The sequence below is a fragment of the Streptomyces sp. NPDC052682 genome (assembly GCF_040678435.1).
Classification (GTDB): Bacteria; Actinomycetota; Actinomycetes; order Streptomycetales; family Streptomycetaceae; genus Streptomyces.
In genome coordinates this window covers 373,098-387,959 of the sequence record NZ_JBFATS010000005.1, presented here as the reverse complement: position 1 = coordinate 387,959, position 14,862 = coordinate 373,098, and the positions used below count along the sequence as shown (strand labels likewise).

Genomic DNA, 14,862 nt, shown 5'->3' with positions numbered 1-14,862 from the left:
CCGCACCGGCCGCGACGGCGGCGGCCAGGGCGCCGCGCCCCGGCACCACGCCCGCGACGGCCGCGCCCAGCCCCTCCGGCCGGGCGGCGGGCACCCCGGCGCGGGCGGCCAGCGTGAGGGCCAGCCGGGCGGCCGTCGCCGCGACGACGGCCGCCAGCGCCCCCCGCGCCCACGAGCCGCCGTACGCCTGCGCGAGCGCGGCCACCTGGGCGAGCAGCACCAGCACGAGCGTGAGCACGCCGAACGGGCCGATGTCCGACTGCTTCATGATCCGCAGGGCGTCCTCGGCGGGCTTGCCGCTGCCCAGCCCGTCGGCGGTGTCGGCGAGTCCGTCCAGGTGCAGGCCCCGGGTGAGGACGGCGGGCACGGCGGTGGCCGCGACGGCGGCGAGCAGCGCACCGGCCCCGAGGAACAGCAGCAGCGCGCCCGCGGCGGCGGCCGCGGCGCCCACCACCGCTCCGGCCAGCGGGGCGCACAGCATGCCGCCGCGGGCGGCGGCCCGGTCCCAGCGGGTCACCCGGACCGGGAGCACGGTCAGGGTGCCGAAGGCGAAACGGAGGCCGTCGAAGGGCGAGGTCGGCGAGGTCTGGGCCACCGGCGCAGGTTACCCGGCGGTCAGGAGAGGGCGGACGGGGCCCGTGGATAAAGTGCACATATGGGAGATTGGTGGCAGCGGAACATCATCGAGCCGGGCAAACTGCCGCTGCTCCTCGCCCTCACCGCCTTCGTCCTGACCTTCCTGGTCACCCGTGTCATCACCCGGCTTATCCGGGCGGGCAAGGGGCCGTTCGGCAACGTCGAGTCGGGCGGGGTGCACATCCACCACGTGGTGCCCGGCGTCATCCTGACGATCGTCGGGGGCTTCGGCGCCGCGGCCAGCGCCTGGCACGAGGCCGGATCGGCCATCTCCGCGGTGATCTTCGGCATCGGCGCGGGCCTGGTCCTGGACGAGTTCGCGCTGATCCTGCACCTCGCCGACGTCTACTGGACCGAGGCCGGCCGCAAGAGCGTCGAGGCCGTCGTCCTCACCGCCGCCCTCGTCGGCCTGTTCCTGATCGGCTTCTCGCCGTTCGGCGTCAACGACGTCTCCCAGGACGAGGAGCAGGACCGGTTCGGCGTCATCCTCAACATCGTCACGAACTTCGTCTTCGCCCTGATCGCCCTGGTCAAGGGCAAACCAAGGGTGGCGGTGTTCGGGGTGATCGTCCCCGTCGTCGCCCTCATCGGCGCTGTACGGCTGGCCCGCCCCGGCTCACCCTGGGCCAAGCGCTTCTACCGCCACCGGCACCGCGCCCGCGCCCGGGCGACCCTGCGCGCCTACCGGCACGACCGCCGCTGGGCGGGTCCGCGGCGCGCCTTCCAGGACTGGATCGGGGGCCGGCCGGACGACGAGCCGGCCAGGTCCCTGGAACACCGGTGACGCAGCTCGCCGGCCGCGCACACCGCCAGCACCACCACGATCGCCGCCAGGTGCTCCTTGCCCGCGAGGTTCTCCTTCACCACGACCTCGGCCACCATCGCGAGCGTCACCGCCCCCGCCGTCAGGTACGCGCCGTAGCGCCACCCGAGGTACACGGCCAGGCCCACCACCGCCGCCGACGGGCCGGTGTCCACCACCCGGGCGTCCGAGGCGGGCAGCCCCAGCGGGACGGCGTCCGGGCCCAGCCAGATGCCCACCCGCGCGTACAGCGTGCCGGCGAGCGTGGCGAGGTAGGCGACGGCGAGGGTCCGCCGCCGGCCCAGGCAGATCTCCGCGACGCCGAACACGCACAGGATCTGCGCCAGCGCCCCCCACACCGGCAGGTCCAGCGCCGGCACGAACAGCGACAGCGGGGTGCGCAGCAGCGCCAGCCACAGCGGGTCCTCGGCCCGCACGGCTCCCAGGTGCTCCACGACCCGGTAGCCCCAGGGCCGGGTGTGCACGACGTGCAGCAGCACCGTCAGGCACACCGCCCCGAGCGTCATCACCACCGCCCGCAGGCGTCCGCCGGCCAGCGGCCCGCGCACCGCGGCGTACAGCGGCCCCCATTCGGCGCGGGCCCAGCGGGCGAGCGTGTCCATGCGGCGTCCTCATCCGTGCGGCCTCCCGGTGGCGCGCGCCGAAACGCGCGCCACCTGCCAAGACGGCACGGGACGGGACGAAGTTGAGCGGACCGAACGGATCCGTCGGTGATCCGTCTCTCCGGTAAACCGTGGAACCCGCTACCCCAGTTCCTCCTGCGCCTGGTGCGCCTGTTCCCCCTCCTGCTCCGCCAACGCCTCGGAGTCCTTCGGCTTCTCGGGGAGTTCCGCCGCCAGCGCGGCAGCCGCCTGCACCAGCGGCAGCGCCAGCAGGCCCCCCGCGCCCTCGCCCACGCGCACGCCCTGGGACAGCAGCGGCTCCAGCGCCATCCGGTCCAGCGCCTTGGCCTGCCCGGGCTCACCGCTGTCGTGGGAGGCCAGCCACCAGTCCGGCGCCCGGAACGCGACCCGCTGCGCGACCAGCGCGCAGGCGGCCGTGACCACACCGTCGAGCACGACCGGCATCTTGCGCACCGCGCTCTGCAGCAGGAACCCGGTCATCGCGGCGAGGTCGGCGCCGCCCACCGTCGCCAGCAGCCGCAGCTGGTCCCCGAGTACGGGCCGGGCCCGCCGCAGCGCGTCCCGGATCGCGGCGCACTTGCGCATCCACGCCAGGTCGTCGATCGCCAGGCCGCCCCGCCCGGTGACGACCGAGGCGTCCGTCCCGCACAGCGCCGCGACCAGCACGCCCGCGGCCGTGGTCCCGCCGACGCTCACATCGCCGAGCACCACCAGATCCGTACCGGCGTCGGCCTCCTCGTCGGCCACGGCGACGCCCGCCCGGAACGCGGCCTCGGCCTCCTCGGGCGTCAGCGCGTCCTCGACGTCGATCCGCCCGCTGCCTCGCCGCACCCGGTGCCGTACGACGTCCGGCGGCAGCGTGGCCGGGTCGCAGTCCAGCGCCATGTCGACGACCCGCAGCGGCACGCCCTGCCGCCGGGCGAGCACCGACACGGGACGGCCGCCCTCCAGTACCTCGCGCACCAGCTCCCCGGCGCTGCCCGCCGGACGCGCCGAGACGCCCAGCTCCGCGATCCCGTGGTCACCGGCGAACAGCACCACCCGCGGCCGTTCGATCGGCCGCACCGGCACGGCCGACTGCGCCGCCGCCAGCCACTCACCCAGGTCGTCGAGGCGGCCCAGCGCCCCGGGCGGCACGATCTGACGCTCCCGGCGCGCCTCGGCGTCACGGCGTACCCCGCCGTCCGGACGCTCGATCAGATCGGTGAAGTCGTCGAGATTAAGCGAGCTCATTCGCCGAACAGTACCGGCACCGGCCGAACGGAACGGGCCCAGATCGGGGCGGGGTCCGCCACCACGCCGTACCACCGCGGGTGCGCCGCACAGACCCGCACCGTACGTACCGTTTTGCTGCTGAATGTCATACGCCGTTCCTCGTCCCGCCGGCCCGCGTCCACCGTGCCGTACGTCCTCTCCGGGAGCCGCCCATGCCCGCACCGGCCCGCCCCACCGCCGCCCCCGCCCCCACGCCCGTCGTGCCGCACCCCCCGACCGTCCGGGTCCACGAGCCCCGCCGTGCCGACTGCCCCTGGTGCGGCTCCGGGCGGCTGCGCACCCGGCTGCGCAGCGGGGACCTCAGGCGGTACAAGCCGGGCATGTTCACCGTGGACGTGTGCGGGGACTGCGGCCACACCTTCCAGAACCCCCGCCTGACGACCGAGGGCCTGGCCCTGTACCTGCGCACCGTGCGCGGCGAACCGCACGACCCCGCCACCGAACGCGTCCTCGCCCAGCGCGGCGGCCCGCGCCGGCGCCGCTCGGCCGCCCGCGCGATGCTGCCCTTCGGCGAGCCGGAGAGCTGGCTGGACGTGGGCACGGGCCACGGCCGCTTCCCGGCGACCGCCCGCGAGCTCTTCCCGTACACCGCCTTCGACGGCCTCGACCCGACCCCGCGCGTCGACCGCGCCCGGGCCGCGGGGCGGGTGGAGGAGGCGTACGTCGGCCGGCTCGCGGACCCGCGGATCACGGCCCGGCTGCGCGCCCGCTACGACGTGGTCAGCATGTTCCACCACCTGGAACGCGCCCAGGACCCCCGCGCAGAACTGGCGGCGGCCCTGGAGGTCCTGCGCCCGGGCGGCCACCTGCTGATCGAGTGCCTCGACCCGCGCAGCGTCCTCGCCCATCTGCTCGGCCGCTGGTGGCTCCCGTACGACCAGCCCCGCCACCTGCATCTGCTGCCCCCGCACAACCTGCGCGCCGAACTCCAGGCCCACGGCTGCGCGATCATCACCCTCGACCACCGGTCCGCCCACGTCCCCCACGACCTGGCCGGCGCCACCGCCCTGGCCCTCTGCCACGCGCTGCCCGGCCCGGACTCCCCCTGGCGCGCCATCCCGCCCACCCCGCTCCAGGAACACCTGCGCGCGGTCGTGCTGCGCGCGGGCGGCGCCCTGGTCGCCGCGGCGGCGGTGGCGGACCACGCCCTGGCCCCCGTCCTGCGCCGCACCCGCTGCGCGAACACGTACCGCGTCATCGCCCGCAAACCCGGGATGTGACGCGGGGGCGCTCACCCCCGCAGCACCACCGCCTGCCCCGCCACCACCAGCAGCACGTGCTCGCACTCGTCCGCGAACGCCGCGTTCAGGCGCCCGAGTTCGTCCCGGTAGCGCCGCCCGGACGCGGTGGCCGGCACGATGCCCGAGCCCACCTCGTTGGAGACGGCGACCACCGTGCGCCGGGTGGCCCGCACCGCCTCCGTCAGCTCGCGCACCCGCTCCCGCAGCAGCCGCTCCCCGCCGTCCGCCCACTCCGCGTCGTCCCACGCCCCGGCGGCGTCCATCGCGTCCGTCAGCCACAGCGACAGGCAGTCGATGAGCAGCGGCGGCCCGTCGTCCTTCAGCAGCGGCACCAGGTCGCAGGTCTCCACGGTCTGCCAGGAGCCCGGCCGCCGCTCCCGGTGGGCGAAGACCCGGGCCGCCCACTCGGTGTCCCCGTTGCGGGACCCGCCGGTCGCCACGTACAGCACGTGCGGGAAGGACTCCAGGCGCCGCTCGGCCTCCACCGACTTGCCCGACCGCGCCCCGCCCAGGACGAGAGTGCGGCGCGGCACGTCGGGGACGTCCTCGTACGCGCCCACCACCAGCGTCGCCCCGTCCGGCACGGCACGCGCCCCGGCCGCCGCGAGCCGGCGCCGCAGCTCCGGGCCGGGCGGCACGTCGTGGTCCAGGTGGACGGCGACCACATCGGTCGTCGGGCCCACCGCGCCCACCGCCCGCAGCTTGGCCAGCGCGTCCGGCCGCCCCACCACGTCCGCGAGGACCATGTCGTACGTCTCGGCCGGCTCCTCCAGCCCCGCGGGGGCGCCGCCCGGCGGCAGATACAGCAGCCGCTGCCCCTCCGGGCCGGTCACCGCGTACCCGGTGCCCGGCGCGTCCATCGCCACGGCCCGCACCCGATGCCCCGTCAGCAGCGCCAGCTCCCGCCCGTCCGGCACCCGTCCCGGCTGCGGCACCCCGGCCGGCACCTCCACGGCCGGCCCTTCGTGCGGGTGCGACAGCAGCACCTGCCGCACGCCCCCCAGGGAACGCCCCGCCCGAGCGGCGGCGAACGCCGCACCCGGCGTCAGGTCCAGCAGCAGCGCCCCGTCCACGAGCAGCGCGGTGGCCGCCCGCGCATCCGGACCGAGAGCGGCGGCGCACGCCGCACAGGGACAGTCGGGGCGGGGCACCCCCGCGGGAGCACCAGTGCCGAGCAAAGTCAGTTCCACAGCCCGATTCTCACCCGCGGCCCTGCCACCGGCGCGGGGAACACCCCCTCCAAGGGGCGCGGAGAACTGCACCCTCACGGACGACCCATGCGGGAACGCCGCAAGGGGCGCGGGGAACTGCGCGCCCAGCCCACGCCCACCCGCACCCGAGGACCGCCACCCCCAGCACCTCACCTACGGACCCATGCGGGCGCGCCCCAAGGGGCGCGGGGAACTGCGCGCCCAGCCCACCACCTCCCGCACCCGAGGACCGCCACCCCCAGCACCCTCACGAGCGACTCAAGCGGGCGCGCCCCAAGGGGCGCGGGGAACTGCGCGCCCAGCCCACCACCTCCCGCACCCGAGGACCGCCACCCCCAGCACCTCACCTACGGACCCATGCGGGAACGCCGCAAGGGGCGCGGGGAACTGCGCGCCCAGCCCCACCACCCCCCGCACACGACCGATCACCCCACGCACCCTCACAACCCACCCAGCGGAGCGCATAGGCTTCGGGCAGGAGCCGGACCAAGATCCGGCTCACGCTGTGCAGTGTGCTCACACACAGGGAGGCGTACATGGCGGCATGGACGTGGCGGTTCGAGAAGACCGACGGGACGGAGGTCGAGCCCGCGGTGCCGCCGGAGGAGTTCCCCACCCAGGGGGACGCCGAGTCCTGGATCGGGGAGAACTGGAAGAAGCTGCTGGAGGGCGGTGCCGACCAGGTCCGGCTGTTCGAGGACGGCCGCGAGATCTACGGGCCGATGAGCCTGCACGCGGACGAGGCCTGAGCCCCGGGGCGGGGGCCCACCGGGTCCCCGCCCAGCCCGCGCCCCCGGCGCTCAGCCCGCGCCCCCGGCCACCGCAAGGACCGAAGCGGACTCAGCCGCGTACGCCGCACAGATGCAGCAGTGCCGCCACCCCACGGTAGGGATCCGTCCGCCCGGCCTTCTCCTCGACCGCGAGCAGCGCCTCCAGGTCGGCCGGAACCTCCGCGCCGTCGGCCGCCGTGTCCGTGAACACCCGCACGCCGTACCACGCGTTCAGCGGCGCCCCGATCCCCGCCAGGGTGTCCGTCAGCGCGCCCAGCCGGTCGGCCCGTACGTCGAGCCCCAGCCTGTTGCGGTAGGCGGTGGTGTCGAAGGCGGCCAGCGCCCCGGCCCAGTCGCCGGCCAGCCCCGGCCGCATCGCGAGCGCGTCGCCGTTGCGCACCAGCAGCGACAGCAGCCCGCCGGGCGCCAGCACCCGCGCCAGCCCGGCCAGCAGCGGGTCGGGCTCCTCGACGTACATCAGCACGCCGTGGCACAGCACCACATCGAAGCTGCCGGGCACGAAGTGCACGCCGGTGTCCCGGCCGTCGCCCTCCATGATCCGCATCCGCTCCCGGATGCCCTCCGGTTCCCCGGCGAGCGCCTCACGGGCCGTGGCGATCATCGTCGGGTCCTGCTCGAGCCCGGTCACCTGGTGCCCGAGCCGGGCCAGGCGCAGCGCCTGCGTGCCCTGGCCCATCCCCACGTCGAGCACCCGCAGCCGCTGCCCGACCGGGAACCGCCCGGCGATCTGCTCGTCGAGTTGCCGGGCCACCAGCTCCTGCCGTACGACGTCCCGCAGACCCCCCAGCGTGTTCAGCCAGGCATCCGCCGCGCCCCCGGTGAACGGCGTCGTGTTCAGGGCCGCTCTCCGCGCTTGACCTGCGGCTTGGGCAGCCGGAGCCGGCGCATCTGCAGGGAGCGCATCAGCGCGTAGGCGACCGCGCCGCGCTTGTTGTCGTCCGGGAAGCGCTCGCTCAGGCGCTTCCTCAGACGCAAGCCCGTGACGAACGAGTCAAGCACGATCAGCACGATCACCACGAGCCACAGCAGCAGCGCGATGTTCTGCAGCGCGGGCACCCGCACCATGCTCAGCACCAGGATGACCACGGCCATCGGCAGGAAGAACTCCGCGATGTTGAACCGCGAGTCCACGAAGTCGCGCGCGAAGCGGCGCACCGGGCCCTTGTCGCGGGCCGGCAGGTACCGCTCGTCGCCACTCGCCAGCGCCTGGCGCTGCCGCTCCAGCGCGGCACGGCGCTCCTCGCGCTGGCGCTTGGCGGCCTCCTTGCGCGACAGCTGCGTGTTGGCGACGCTGCGGCGCTGCGACTGGGCCTGGCTGCGCTTGGGCGTGGGGCGGCCCTTGGGGGCCTCCGGGTGACGGGGCTGCTTGGAGTCGGTCACGGGCGCCTTGCCGGCGGCCGGTGCCTTCTCTTCCTTGGCACGGCTACGGAACACAAAACCCAAGGGTAAGCGCTTGGCGGGCATGGACCCCAGCCGCCTGGGGAACGATCCGGCAACACCGTTCGTCAGTAAGGGGACAGAGGGGACGATGCGCCCCCGGGCATCACCTACTCCCTACGCCGGAGGGGGTGGGGGCACAGTCGTCCTTGGGGAGGAGCGCATCCGTCCCCGAACAGTGCGGTAATGGAAGCAGGGCCCGTACTGTGGGTTCTGTCGCAGAGCTGGAGCCGGAGTCGGTCAGAAGGGGGCGCGCGAAGCCCATGAGCGGTGTCATGAAGCGTATGGGGATGATCTTCCGCGCGAAGGCGAACAAGGCCCTGGACCGGGCCGAGGACCCGCGCGAGACCCTCGATTACTCGTACCAGAAGCAGCTCGAGCTGCTCCAGAAGGTCCGCCGCGGCGTCGCGGACGTGGCCACCTCCCGCAAGCGCCTGGAGCTCCAGCTGAACCAGCTCCAGCAGCAGTCCTCGAAGCTGGAGGACCAGGGCCGCAAGGCGCTGGCGCTCGGCCGGGAGGACCTGGCCCGCGAGGCGCTGTCCCGCAAGGCCGCGCTCCAGCAGCAGGTGACGGACCTGGAGACGCAGCACGCCACGCTGCAGGGCGAGGAGGAGAAGCTCACTCTCGCGGCCCAGCGGCTCCAGGCCAAGGTGGACGCCTTCCGTACGAAGAAGGAGACCATCAAGGCGACCTACACGGCGGCCCAGGCCCAGACCCGCATCGGCGAGGCGTTCTCCGGCATCTCCGAGGAGATGGGCGACGTGGGCCTGGCGATCCAGCGCGCCGAGGACAAGACGGCCCAGCTCCAGGCCCGGGCCGGCGCGATCGACGAACTCCTGGCCTCCGGCGCCCTGGACGACCCGTCCGGCATGCACAAGGACGACATCCAGGCCGAGCTGGACCGGCTCTCCGGTGGTACGGATGTAGAGCTGGAGCTGCAGCGCATGAAGGCCGAGCTGGCCGGTGGATCGTCCGCCGGGCAGCAGGCCATCGAAGGCGGCACGAGCCGGTCGCAGCCCCAGCAGCAGCCGCAGGACACCCCGCGCTTCGACAAGCAGTAGGGCCCACGCCTAGGAGGGCGACATGATCGTACGGATCATGGGGGAGGGGCAGGTGAGGCTGGCGGACCGCCACTTCGCCGAGCTGAACACGCTGGACGACGAGCTCCTGGCCGAGATGAACAACGGCGACGGCCCCGGGTTCCGCCGCACCCTGACCGCCCTGCTGTCCAAGGTCCGTGAACTGGGCGAGCCGTTGCCGGACGACTCCCTGGAGCCGTCGGAGCTGATCCTGCCGTCCCCGGACGCGACCCTGGAGGAGGTCCGGGACCTGCTGAGCGACGACGGGCTGATCCCCGGCACCCCCGGCACCCCCGGCACCTAGGGCGTACGGGCAGCCGGGGCGCGGCCCCGGCTGCACGCACCACCCCGCGCCGTACGCACGGATGTCCGGCCCGGCTACCGTAAACAGCCGTGAGCACCCTGCAGCGGGCCAGATGCCGGGCCAAGGCACACCCCCTGGCCGTCGACGCGGCCCTGGCCGCCGCCGTCCTGGCCTGTATGGTCGCCGGTTCCTTCGTCGACCCGCACAGCCCGGACGGCGTCACCTGGGGCCTGCGCACCCCCGACCCGCTCAGCCTGCTCCTCATCGCCCTCGGCGCCGCCGCCCTGGTCTTCCGCCGCCGCGTCCCCCGTACGGTCCTCGCCCTCACCGGCACCTGCTCCGTCGTGGAGTCCGTCACCGGCGACCCTCGCGCCCCCGTCGCGATGTCCGCGGTCGTCGCCCTCTACACCGTCGCCTCCACCACCGACCGCCCCACCACCTGGCGTGTCGGCCTGCTCACCATGACCGTCCTGACCGGCGCCGCCATGATCTGCGGCCCGCTGCCCTGGTACGCGCAGGAGAACCTCGCGATCTTCGCCTGGACGGGTATCGGCGCGACCGCCGGGGACGCCGTCCGCAGCCGCCGGGCCGTCGTCCGGGCCATCCGGGAACGCGCCGAGCGGGCCGAACGCACCCGGGAGGAGGAGGCCCGGCGCCGGGTCGCCGAGGAACGCCTGCGCATCGCCCGCGACCTGCACGACGTCGTCGCCCACCACATCGCGCTCGTCAACGTCCAGGCCGGTGTCGCCGCGCACGTCATGGACAAGCGCCCCGACCAGGCCAAGGAGGCCCTCGCGCACGTCCGCGAGGCCAGCCGCTCCGCGCTCGACGAGCTGCGCGCCACCGTCGGCCTGCTGCGCCAGTCCGGCGACCCGGAGGCCCCCACCGAACCCGTCGCCGGCCTGGACCGTCTCGACGAACTGGTCGGCACCTTCCGCAGCGCCGGCCTGCACGTCGAGGTCGCCCGCACCGACCAGGGCACCACCCTGCCCGCCGCCGTCGACCTGGCCGCCTACCGGGTGATCCAGGAGGCCCTCACCAACGTGCAGAAGCACGCCGGCCCCGACGCGAAGGCGGAGGTGAGCGTCGTCCGCGTGGGGCCGCACATCGAGATCACCGTCCTCGACGACGGCACCGCGCAGGACCGCAGCTCCGCCTCCGGCGGCGGGCACGGGCTGCTCGGCATGCGGGAGCGCGTCACCGCCCTGCGCGGCACCCTCACCACCGGCCCCCGCTACGGCGGCGGCTTCCGCGTCCACGCGGTCCTGCCCGTCACCGGCCCCGCCCCGACCCAGAAGGACCCCGCATGACGATCCGTGTGCTGCTCGCCGACGACCAGGCGCTGCTGCGCAGTGCCTTCCGCGTCCTGGTCGACTCCGAGCCCGACATGGAGGTGGTGGGCGAGGCGTCCGACGGGGCGGAGGCGGTGCGGCTGGCCAGGGAACAGCGTGCCGACGTGGTGCTGATGGACATCCGGATGCCCGGCACGGACGGCCTGGCGGCCACCCGCATGATCAGCGCCGACCCGGACCTCGCAGGCGTCCGGGTGGTGATCCTCACGACGTTCGAGGTGGACGACTACGTGGTGCGCTCGCTGCGCGCGGGCGCCTCCGGGTTCCTCGGCAAGGGCTCCGAGCCGGAGGAACTGCTGAACGCCATCCGGATCGCGGCCGGCGGTGAGGCACTGCTGTCCCCGGCCGCCACCAAGGGCCTGATCGACCGCTTCCTCGCCCAGGACGGCACGGCCGAGGACCACGACCCGGCCCGCTCCGAGCGGCTCGGCTCGCTGACCGTACGGGAGCGGGAGGTGCTCGTGCTGGTGGCCGGCGGCCACTCCAACGACGAGATCGCCGAGCGGCTGGAGGTCAGCCCGCTCACCGTGAAGACCCACGTCAACCGGGCCATGTCCAAGCTGGGAGCCCGGGACCGGGCCCAGCTCGTGGTCATCGCCTACGAGTCGGGGCTGGTCCGCCCAAGGGTGGAGTGAGGCCACTCCGGGCGTACTGCGCCCGGAGTATGCGCCGTATAAGGAACGGGACTTGGGGCCTACGGATCGGCGGTCCCGGATGGCTCAGGGTGTAAGGGCGGGCGCTCACCTGTGCGCCGCGCCATGACTCACGCACTTCTGCCGCTCACAGAAGAGAGACCTTCATCCATGTCCTGGCTGTCCAGATTCAGCCTCGCGCAACGGGCCCTGATCGGGCTGATGTCGATCGTCGCGCTCGTCTTCGGGGCGATCGCCATACCCCAGCTCAAACAGCAGCTGCTGCCCACCCTCGAACTGCCCGTGGTGTCCGTGCTGGCGCCCTACCAGGGCGCGTCCCCGGACGTGGTCGAGAAGCAGGTCGTCGAACCCCTCGAGGACAGCCTGGAGGCGGTCGACGGCATCACCGGCGTCACCTCCACCGCCAGCGAGGGCAACGCCCTGATCATGGCGTCCTTCGACTACGGCAACGACACCAAGCAGCTCGTCGCCGACGTCCAGCAGGCCGTCAACCGGGCCCGCGTCCAGCTGCCGGACGCCGTGGACCCGCAGGTCGTGGCCGGTTCGACCGACGACATCCCGACCGTCGTCCTCGCCGTCACCTCCGACCGGGACCAGCAGGCGCTGGCCGACCAGCTGGACCGGACCGTCGTCCCGGCCCTGAAGGACATCGAGGGCGTCGGCCAGGTCACGGTCGACGGGGTGCGGGACCTCCAGGTCACCGTCACGCCGGACGACGCGAAGCTGGCCAAGGCCGGTCTGACCCCGCAGTCCCTCGCCCAGGCCCTCCAGGCAGGCGGCGCCACCGTCCCGGCCGGCTCCTTCGACGAGGGCGGCGCCAACCGCACCGTCCAGGTCGGCGGCGGCTTCACCTCGCTGCAGCAGATCAAGGACCTGCGGGTCACGGGCGAGCCCGGCAAGGGCAAGCCGGTGCGCCTCGGCGATGTCGCCACGGTGAGGCAGCAGGAGGCCCGGGCCGACTCGATCACCCGCACCGACGGCCGGCCCAGCCTCGCCGTCGCCGTCACCATGGACCACGACGGCAGCGCGGTCGCCATCTCCGACGCCGTCCAGGACAAGCTCCCCGAGCTGCGCGCGGACCTCGGCTCCGGCGCGGACCTGACCGTCGTCAGCGACCAGGGCCCGGCGGTGAAGAAGTCCATCGAGGGCCTGACCACCGAGGGCGCGCTCGGCCTGGTCTTCGCGGTCCTGGTCATCCTCGTCTTCCTGGCGTCGATCCGCTCGACGCTGGTCACGGCCGTGAGCATCCCGCTTTCGGTCGTCCTCGCCCTGATCGTGCTGTGGTCCCGCGACCTGTCGCTGAACATGCTCACGCTCGGCGCGCTCACCATCGCCATCGGCCGGGTCGTCGACGACTCCATCGTGGTGCTGGAGAACATCAAGCGGCACCTCGGCTACGGCGAGGAGCGCCGGGACGCCATCCTCAAGGCCGTCCGCGAGGTCGCGGGCGCGGTGACGTCCTCCACCCTCACCACCGTCGCGGTGTTCCTGCCGATCGGCCTGGTCGGCGGCATGGTCGGCGAACTGTTCGGCTCGTTCAGCCTGACGGTCACGGCCGCCCTGCTGGCCTCGCTGCTGGTCTCCCTGACGGTCGTCCCGGTCCTGTCGTACTGGTTCCTGCGCCCTCCCAAGGGCACCCCCGAGGACGCGGCCGAGGCCCGCCGCCTGGCGGAGGAGAAGGAGGCCAGGAGCCGTCTGCAGCGGATCTACGTCCCCGTCCTGCGGTTCGCGACCCGGCGCCGGCTGACGAGTGTCGCGATCGCGGTCGTCGTCCTGATCGGCACGGCCGGCATGGGCACCCTGCTGAAGACCAACTTCTTCGACCAGGGGGAGGTCGAGGTCCTCACCGTCAAGCAGAAGCTGAAGCCCGGCACCAGCCTCGCGGCGACCGACGCCCAGGCGAAGAAGGTCGAGAAGCTGCTGGCCGCCACCAAGGGCGTCAAGGACTACCAGGTCACCGTCGGCTCGTCGGGCTTCATGGCGGCCTTCGGCGGCGGTACGGACACCAACCAGGCCTCCTACCAGGTGATGCTGGACGACTCCGCGTCCTCCTCCGACGTGCAGAGCCGCATCGAGGACGGACTGGCGAAGCTCCAGGGCATCGGCACGACCACCGTCGCCGCCGGTGACGGCTTCGGCAACCAGGACCTCAGCGTGGTCGTCAAGGCCGCCGACGCCGATGTGCTGCGCCGGGCCGCGGAGGACGTCCGCAAGGCGGTCGCCTCGCTGGACCACGTCACCGACGTCCGCAGCGACCTGGCCACGAGCGTGCCGCGCATCTCGGTGCGGGCGGGCGCGCGGGCCGCCGAGGCCGGCTTCGACGACCAGTCCCTCGGCGCGGCCGTCGCCCAGGCCGTACGCGGCACCACGGCGGCCAAGGCGGTCCTGGACGACACCGAGCGCGACATCGTCATCCGCTCCGCCAAGCCAGCCCGGACCCTCGACCAGCTCAGGAACCTGCGCCTGGGCGCGGTGAAGCTCGGCGACATCGCCACGGTCCGGCAGGTGGACGGCCCGGTGTCGATGACCCGCATCGACGGTCAGCGCGCGGCCACCATCACCGCGCGGCCCACCGGCGACAACACGGGCGCGGTGAGCACCCAGCTCCAGTCCAGGATCAACGCCTTGAAGCTCCCGGCGGGCGCGACCGCGCAGATCGGCGGGGTGTCCGAGGACCAGGACGACGCGTTCAAGAACCTCGGCCTGGCGATGCTGGCCGCGATCGCCATCGTCTTCATGCTGCTGGTCAGCACCTTCCGCTCGCTGGCCCAGCCGCTGATCCTGTTGGTGTCCGTCCCGTTCGCCGCGACGGGCGCGATCGGCCTGCTGGTGGCCACGGGCACCCCGATGGGCGTCCCCGCGATGATCGGCATGCTGATGCTGATCGGCATCGTCGTGACCAACGCGATCGTGCTGATCGACCTCATCAACCAGTACCGCAGGCAGGGCTACGGCGTCGTCGAGGCCGTGATCGAGGGGGGCCGCCACCGTCTGCGCCCCATCCTGATGACGGCCCTGGCGACCATCTTCGCCCTGCTGCCGATGGCCCTGGGCATCACCGGCGAGGGCGGCTTCATCGCCCAGCCGCTGGCGGTGGTCGTGATCGGCGGCCTGATCACCTCCACGCTGCTGACCCTGCTCCTCGTCCCGACGCTGTACGCGATGCTGGAGCTCCGCAAGGAGCGGCGGGCGAAGAAGCGGGCGGCGAAGAGGGAGGCGAAGGCGGAGAAGCGCTTGGAGCCGGCGGGGGTGTGACGGTGCCCTGAGAGTGACGGCCGGGCCTCTTACGAGGCCCGGCCGTCCTGCTTGTTCCTTTCCCCTCTTCGCAGGCCACGGTGGAGCCGTTGGAAAGGGGCAGCAGGGTCAGCACGCCGCCCAAGCAGGGCGGAGGCCCGCGAAGTGGAGGACGTACGGCACGAGGGGCGCCCTCCCCAAGT

14 protein-coding genes are annotated in these 14,862 nt (G+C 73.8%); 8 read left to right on the top strand and 6 right to left on the bottom strand.

The window, feature by feature from the left end; translation table 11 throughout:
- Positions 1-595, bottom strand: a 595-nt coding sequence (locus tag AB0K80_RS10575) for an adenosylcobinamide-GDP ribazoletransferase (RefSeq protein ID WP_365667917.1), incomplete at its 3' end; no start/stop codon positions are given.
- A 60-nt stretch (positions 596-655) separates the two neighbouring features.
- On the opposite strand from AB0K80_RS10575, the gene AB0K80_RS10570 reads away from it, so the two are divergent.
- Positions 656-1,420, top strand: coding sequence for a hypothetical protein (locus AB0K80_RS10570; RefSeq protein ID WP_365667915.1), 765 nt, complete (start codon positions 656-658; stop codon positions 1,418-1,420).
- On the opposite strand, the gene AB0K80_RS10565 is transcribed toward AB0K80_RS10570, so the two are convergent.
- Both AB0K80_RS10565 and cobT read right to left on the bottom strand, forming a co-directional pair.
- Positions 1,318-2,061 carry a hypothetical protein gene (locus tag AB0K80_RS10565; protein WP_365667914.1) on the bottom strand — a complete coding sequence of 248 codons (744 nt, stop codon included), beginning with the start codon at positions 2,059-2,061 and terminating at the stop codon, positions 1,318-1,320. The genes AB0K80_RS10570 and AB0K80_RS10565 overlap by 103 nt on opposite strands.
- Before the next feature lie 141 nt (positions 2,062-2,202).
- On the bottom strand, positions 2,203-3,315 hold the full coding sequence (cobT, locus tag AB0K80_RS10560; RefSeq protein WP_365667912.1) for a nicotinate-nucleotide--dimethylbenzimidazole phosphoribosyltransferase: 1,113 nt from the start codon (positions 3,313-3,315) through the stop codon (positions 2,203-2,205).
- Positions 3,316-3,509: 194 nt separating this feature from the next.
- Between cobT and AB0K80_RS10555 the strand changes: the two genes are divergently transcribed.
- Positions 3,510-4,577: a class I SAM-dependent methyltransferase gene (locus AB0K80_RS10555; protein WP_365667910.1), complete on the top strand. Its 1,068-nt coding sequence runs from the start codon at positions 3,510-3,512 to the stop codon at positions 4,575-4,577.
- A gap of 11 nt (positions 4,578-4,588) precedes the next feature.
- On the opposite strand, the gene AB0K80_RS10550 is transcribed toward AB0K80_RS10555, so the two are convergent.
- Entirely contained in the window at positions 4,589-5,788 is a 1,200-nt protein-coding gene (locus AB0K80_RS10550; protein WP_365667908.1) for a bifunctional adenosylcobinamide kinase/adenosylcobinamide-phosphate guanylyltransferase, read from the bottom strand.
- Between the two features lie 557 nt (positions 5,789-6,345).
- Between AB0K80_RS10550 and AB0K80_RS10545 the strand changes: the two genes are divergently transcribed.
- Positions 6,346-6,558, top strand: coding sequence for a hypothetical protein (locus tag AB0K80_RS10545; protein WP_365667906.1), 213 nt, complete (start codon positions 6,346-6,348; stop codon positions 6,556-6,558).
- Between the two features lie 91 nt (positions 6,559-6,649).
- On the opposite strand, the gene AB0K80_RS10540 is transcribed toward AB0K80_RS10545, so the two are convergent.
- Both AB0K80_RS10540 and AB0K80_RS10535 read right to left on the bottom strand, forming a co-directional pair.
- Positions 6,650-7,351 (bottom strand): methyltransferase domain-containing protein, encoded by a 702-nt coding sequence (locus AB0K80_RS10540; protein WP_365667905.1) that lies wholly within the window; start codon positions 7,349-7,351, stop codon positions 6,650-6,652.
- Positions 7,352-7,434: 83 nt separating this feature from the next.
- Positions 7,435-8,034, bottom strand: a complete 600-nt coding sequence (locus AB0K80_RS10535; RefSeq protein ID WP_365667903.1) for a DUF3043 domain-containing protein — start codon at positions 8,032-8,034, stop codon at positions 7,435-7,437.
- 293 nt (positions 8,035-8,327) lie between these two features.
- Here AB0K80_RS10535 and AB0K80_RS10530 point away from each other — a divergent pair, with 293 nt between their 5' ends.
- The 5 genes from AB0K80_RS10530 to AB0K80_RS10510 all read left to right on the top strand — a co-directional run bounded on the left by AB0K80_RS10530 (position 8,328) and on the right by AB0K80_RS10510 (position 14,680).
- Positions 8,328-9,098 (top strand): PspA/IM30 family protein, encoded by a 771-nt coding sequence (locus tag AB0K80_RS10530; protein ID WP_365667947.1) that lies wholly within the window; start codon positions 8,328-8,330, stop codon positions 9,096-9,098.
- Between the two features lie 22 nt (positions 9,099-9,120).
- On the top strand, positions 9,121-9,420 hold the full coding sequence (locus AB0K80_RS10525) for a hypothetical protein (protein WP_365667901.1): 300 nt from the start codon (positions 9,121-9,123) through the stop codon (positions 9,418-9,420).
- A gap of 89 nt (positions 9,421-9,509) precedes the next feature.
- On the top strand, positions 9,510-10,730 hold the full coding sequence (locus AB0K80_RS10520; RefSeq protein ID WP_365667899.1) for a sensor histidine kinase: 1,221 nt from the start codon (positions 9,510-9,512) through the stop codon (positions 10,728-10,730).
- Positions 10,727-11,407, top strand: coding sequence for a response regulator transcription factor (locus AB0K80_RS10515; RefSeq protein ID WP_365667897.1), 681 nt, complete (start codon positions 10,727-10,729; stop codon positions 11,405-11,407). Before AB0K80_RS10520 ends, AB0K80_RS10515 begins: the two co-directional genes overlap by 4 nt.
- A gap of 168 nt (positions 11,408-11,575) precedes the next feature.
- Positions 11,576-14,680 (top strand): efflux RND transporter permease subunit, encoded by a 3,105-nt coding sequence (locus tag AB0K80_RS10510; protein WP_365667895.1) that lies wholly within the window; start codon positions 11,576-11,578, stop codon positions 14,678-14,680.
- The last annotated feature ends 182 nt before the right edge of the window (positions 14,681-14,862 follow it).

What these genes read in the sequence shown, in the direction of transcription:
- AB0K80_RS10570 (WP_365667915.1), top strand. Translation starts at nt 656, where the DNA reads ATGGGAGATTGGTGGCAGCGGAACATCATCGAGCCGGGCAAACTGCCG.
- AB0K80_RS10565 (WP_365667914.1), bottom strand. Translation starts at nt 2,061, where the DNA reads ATGGACACGCTCGCCCGCTGGGCCCGCGCCGAATGGGGGCCGCTGTAC.
- cobT (WP_365667912.1), bottom strand. Translation starts at nt 3,315, where the DNA reads ATGAGCTCGCTTAATCTCGACGACTTCACCGATCTGATCGAGCGTCCG.
- AB0K80_RS10555 (WP_365667910.1), top strand. Translation starts at nt 3,510, where the DNA reads ATGCCCGCACCGGCCCGCCCCACCGCCGCCCCCGCCCCCACGCCCGTC.
- AB0K80_RS10545 (WP_365667906.1), top strand. Translation starts at nt 6,346, where the DNA reads ATGGCGGCATGGACGTGGCGGTTCGAGAAGACCGACGGGACGGAGGTC.
- AB0K80_RS10530 (WP_365667947.1), top strand. Translation starts at nt 8,328, where the DNA reads ATGATCTTCCGCGCGAAGGCGAACAAGGCCCTGGACCGGGCCGAGGAC.
- AB0K80_RS10525 (WP_365667901.1), top strand. Translation starts at nt 9,121, where the DNA reads ATGATCGTACGGATCATGGGGGAGGGGCAGGTGAGGCTGGCGGACCGC.
- AB0K80_RS10515 (WP_365667897.1), top strand. Translation starts at nt 10,727, where the DNA reads ATGACGATCCGTGTGCTGCTCGCCGACGACCAGGCGCTGCTGCGCAGT.
- AB0K80_RS10510 (WP_365667895.1), top strand. Translation starts at nt 11,576, where the DNA reads ATGTCCTGGCTGTCCAGATTCAGCCTCGCGCAACGGGCCCTGATCGGG.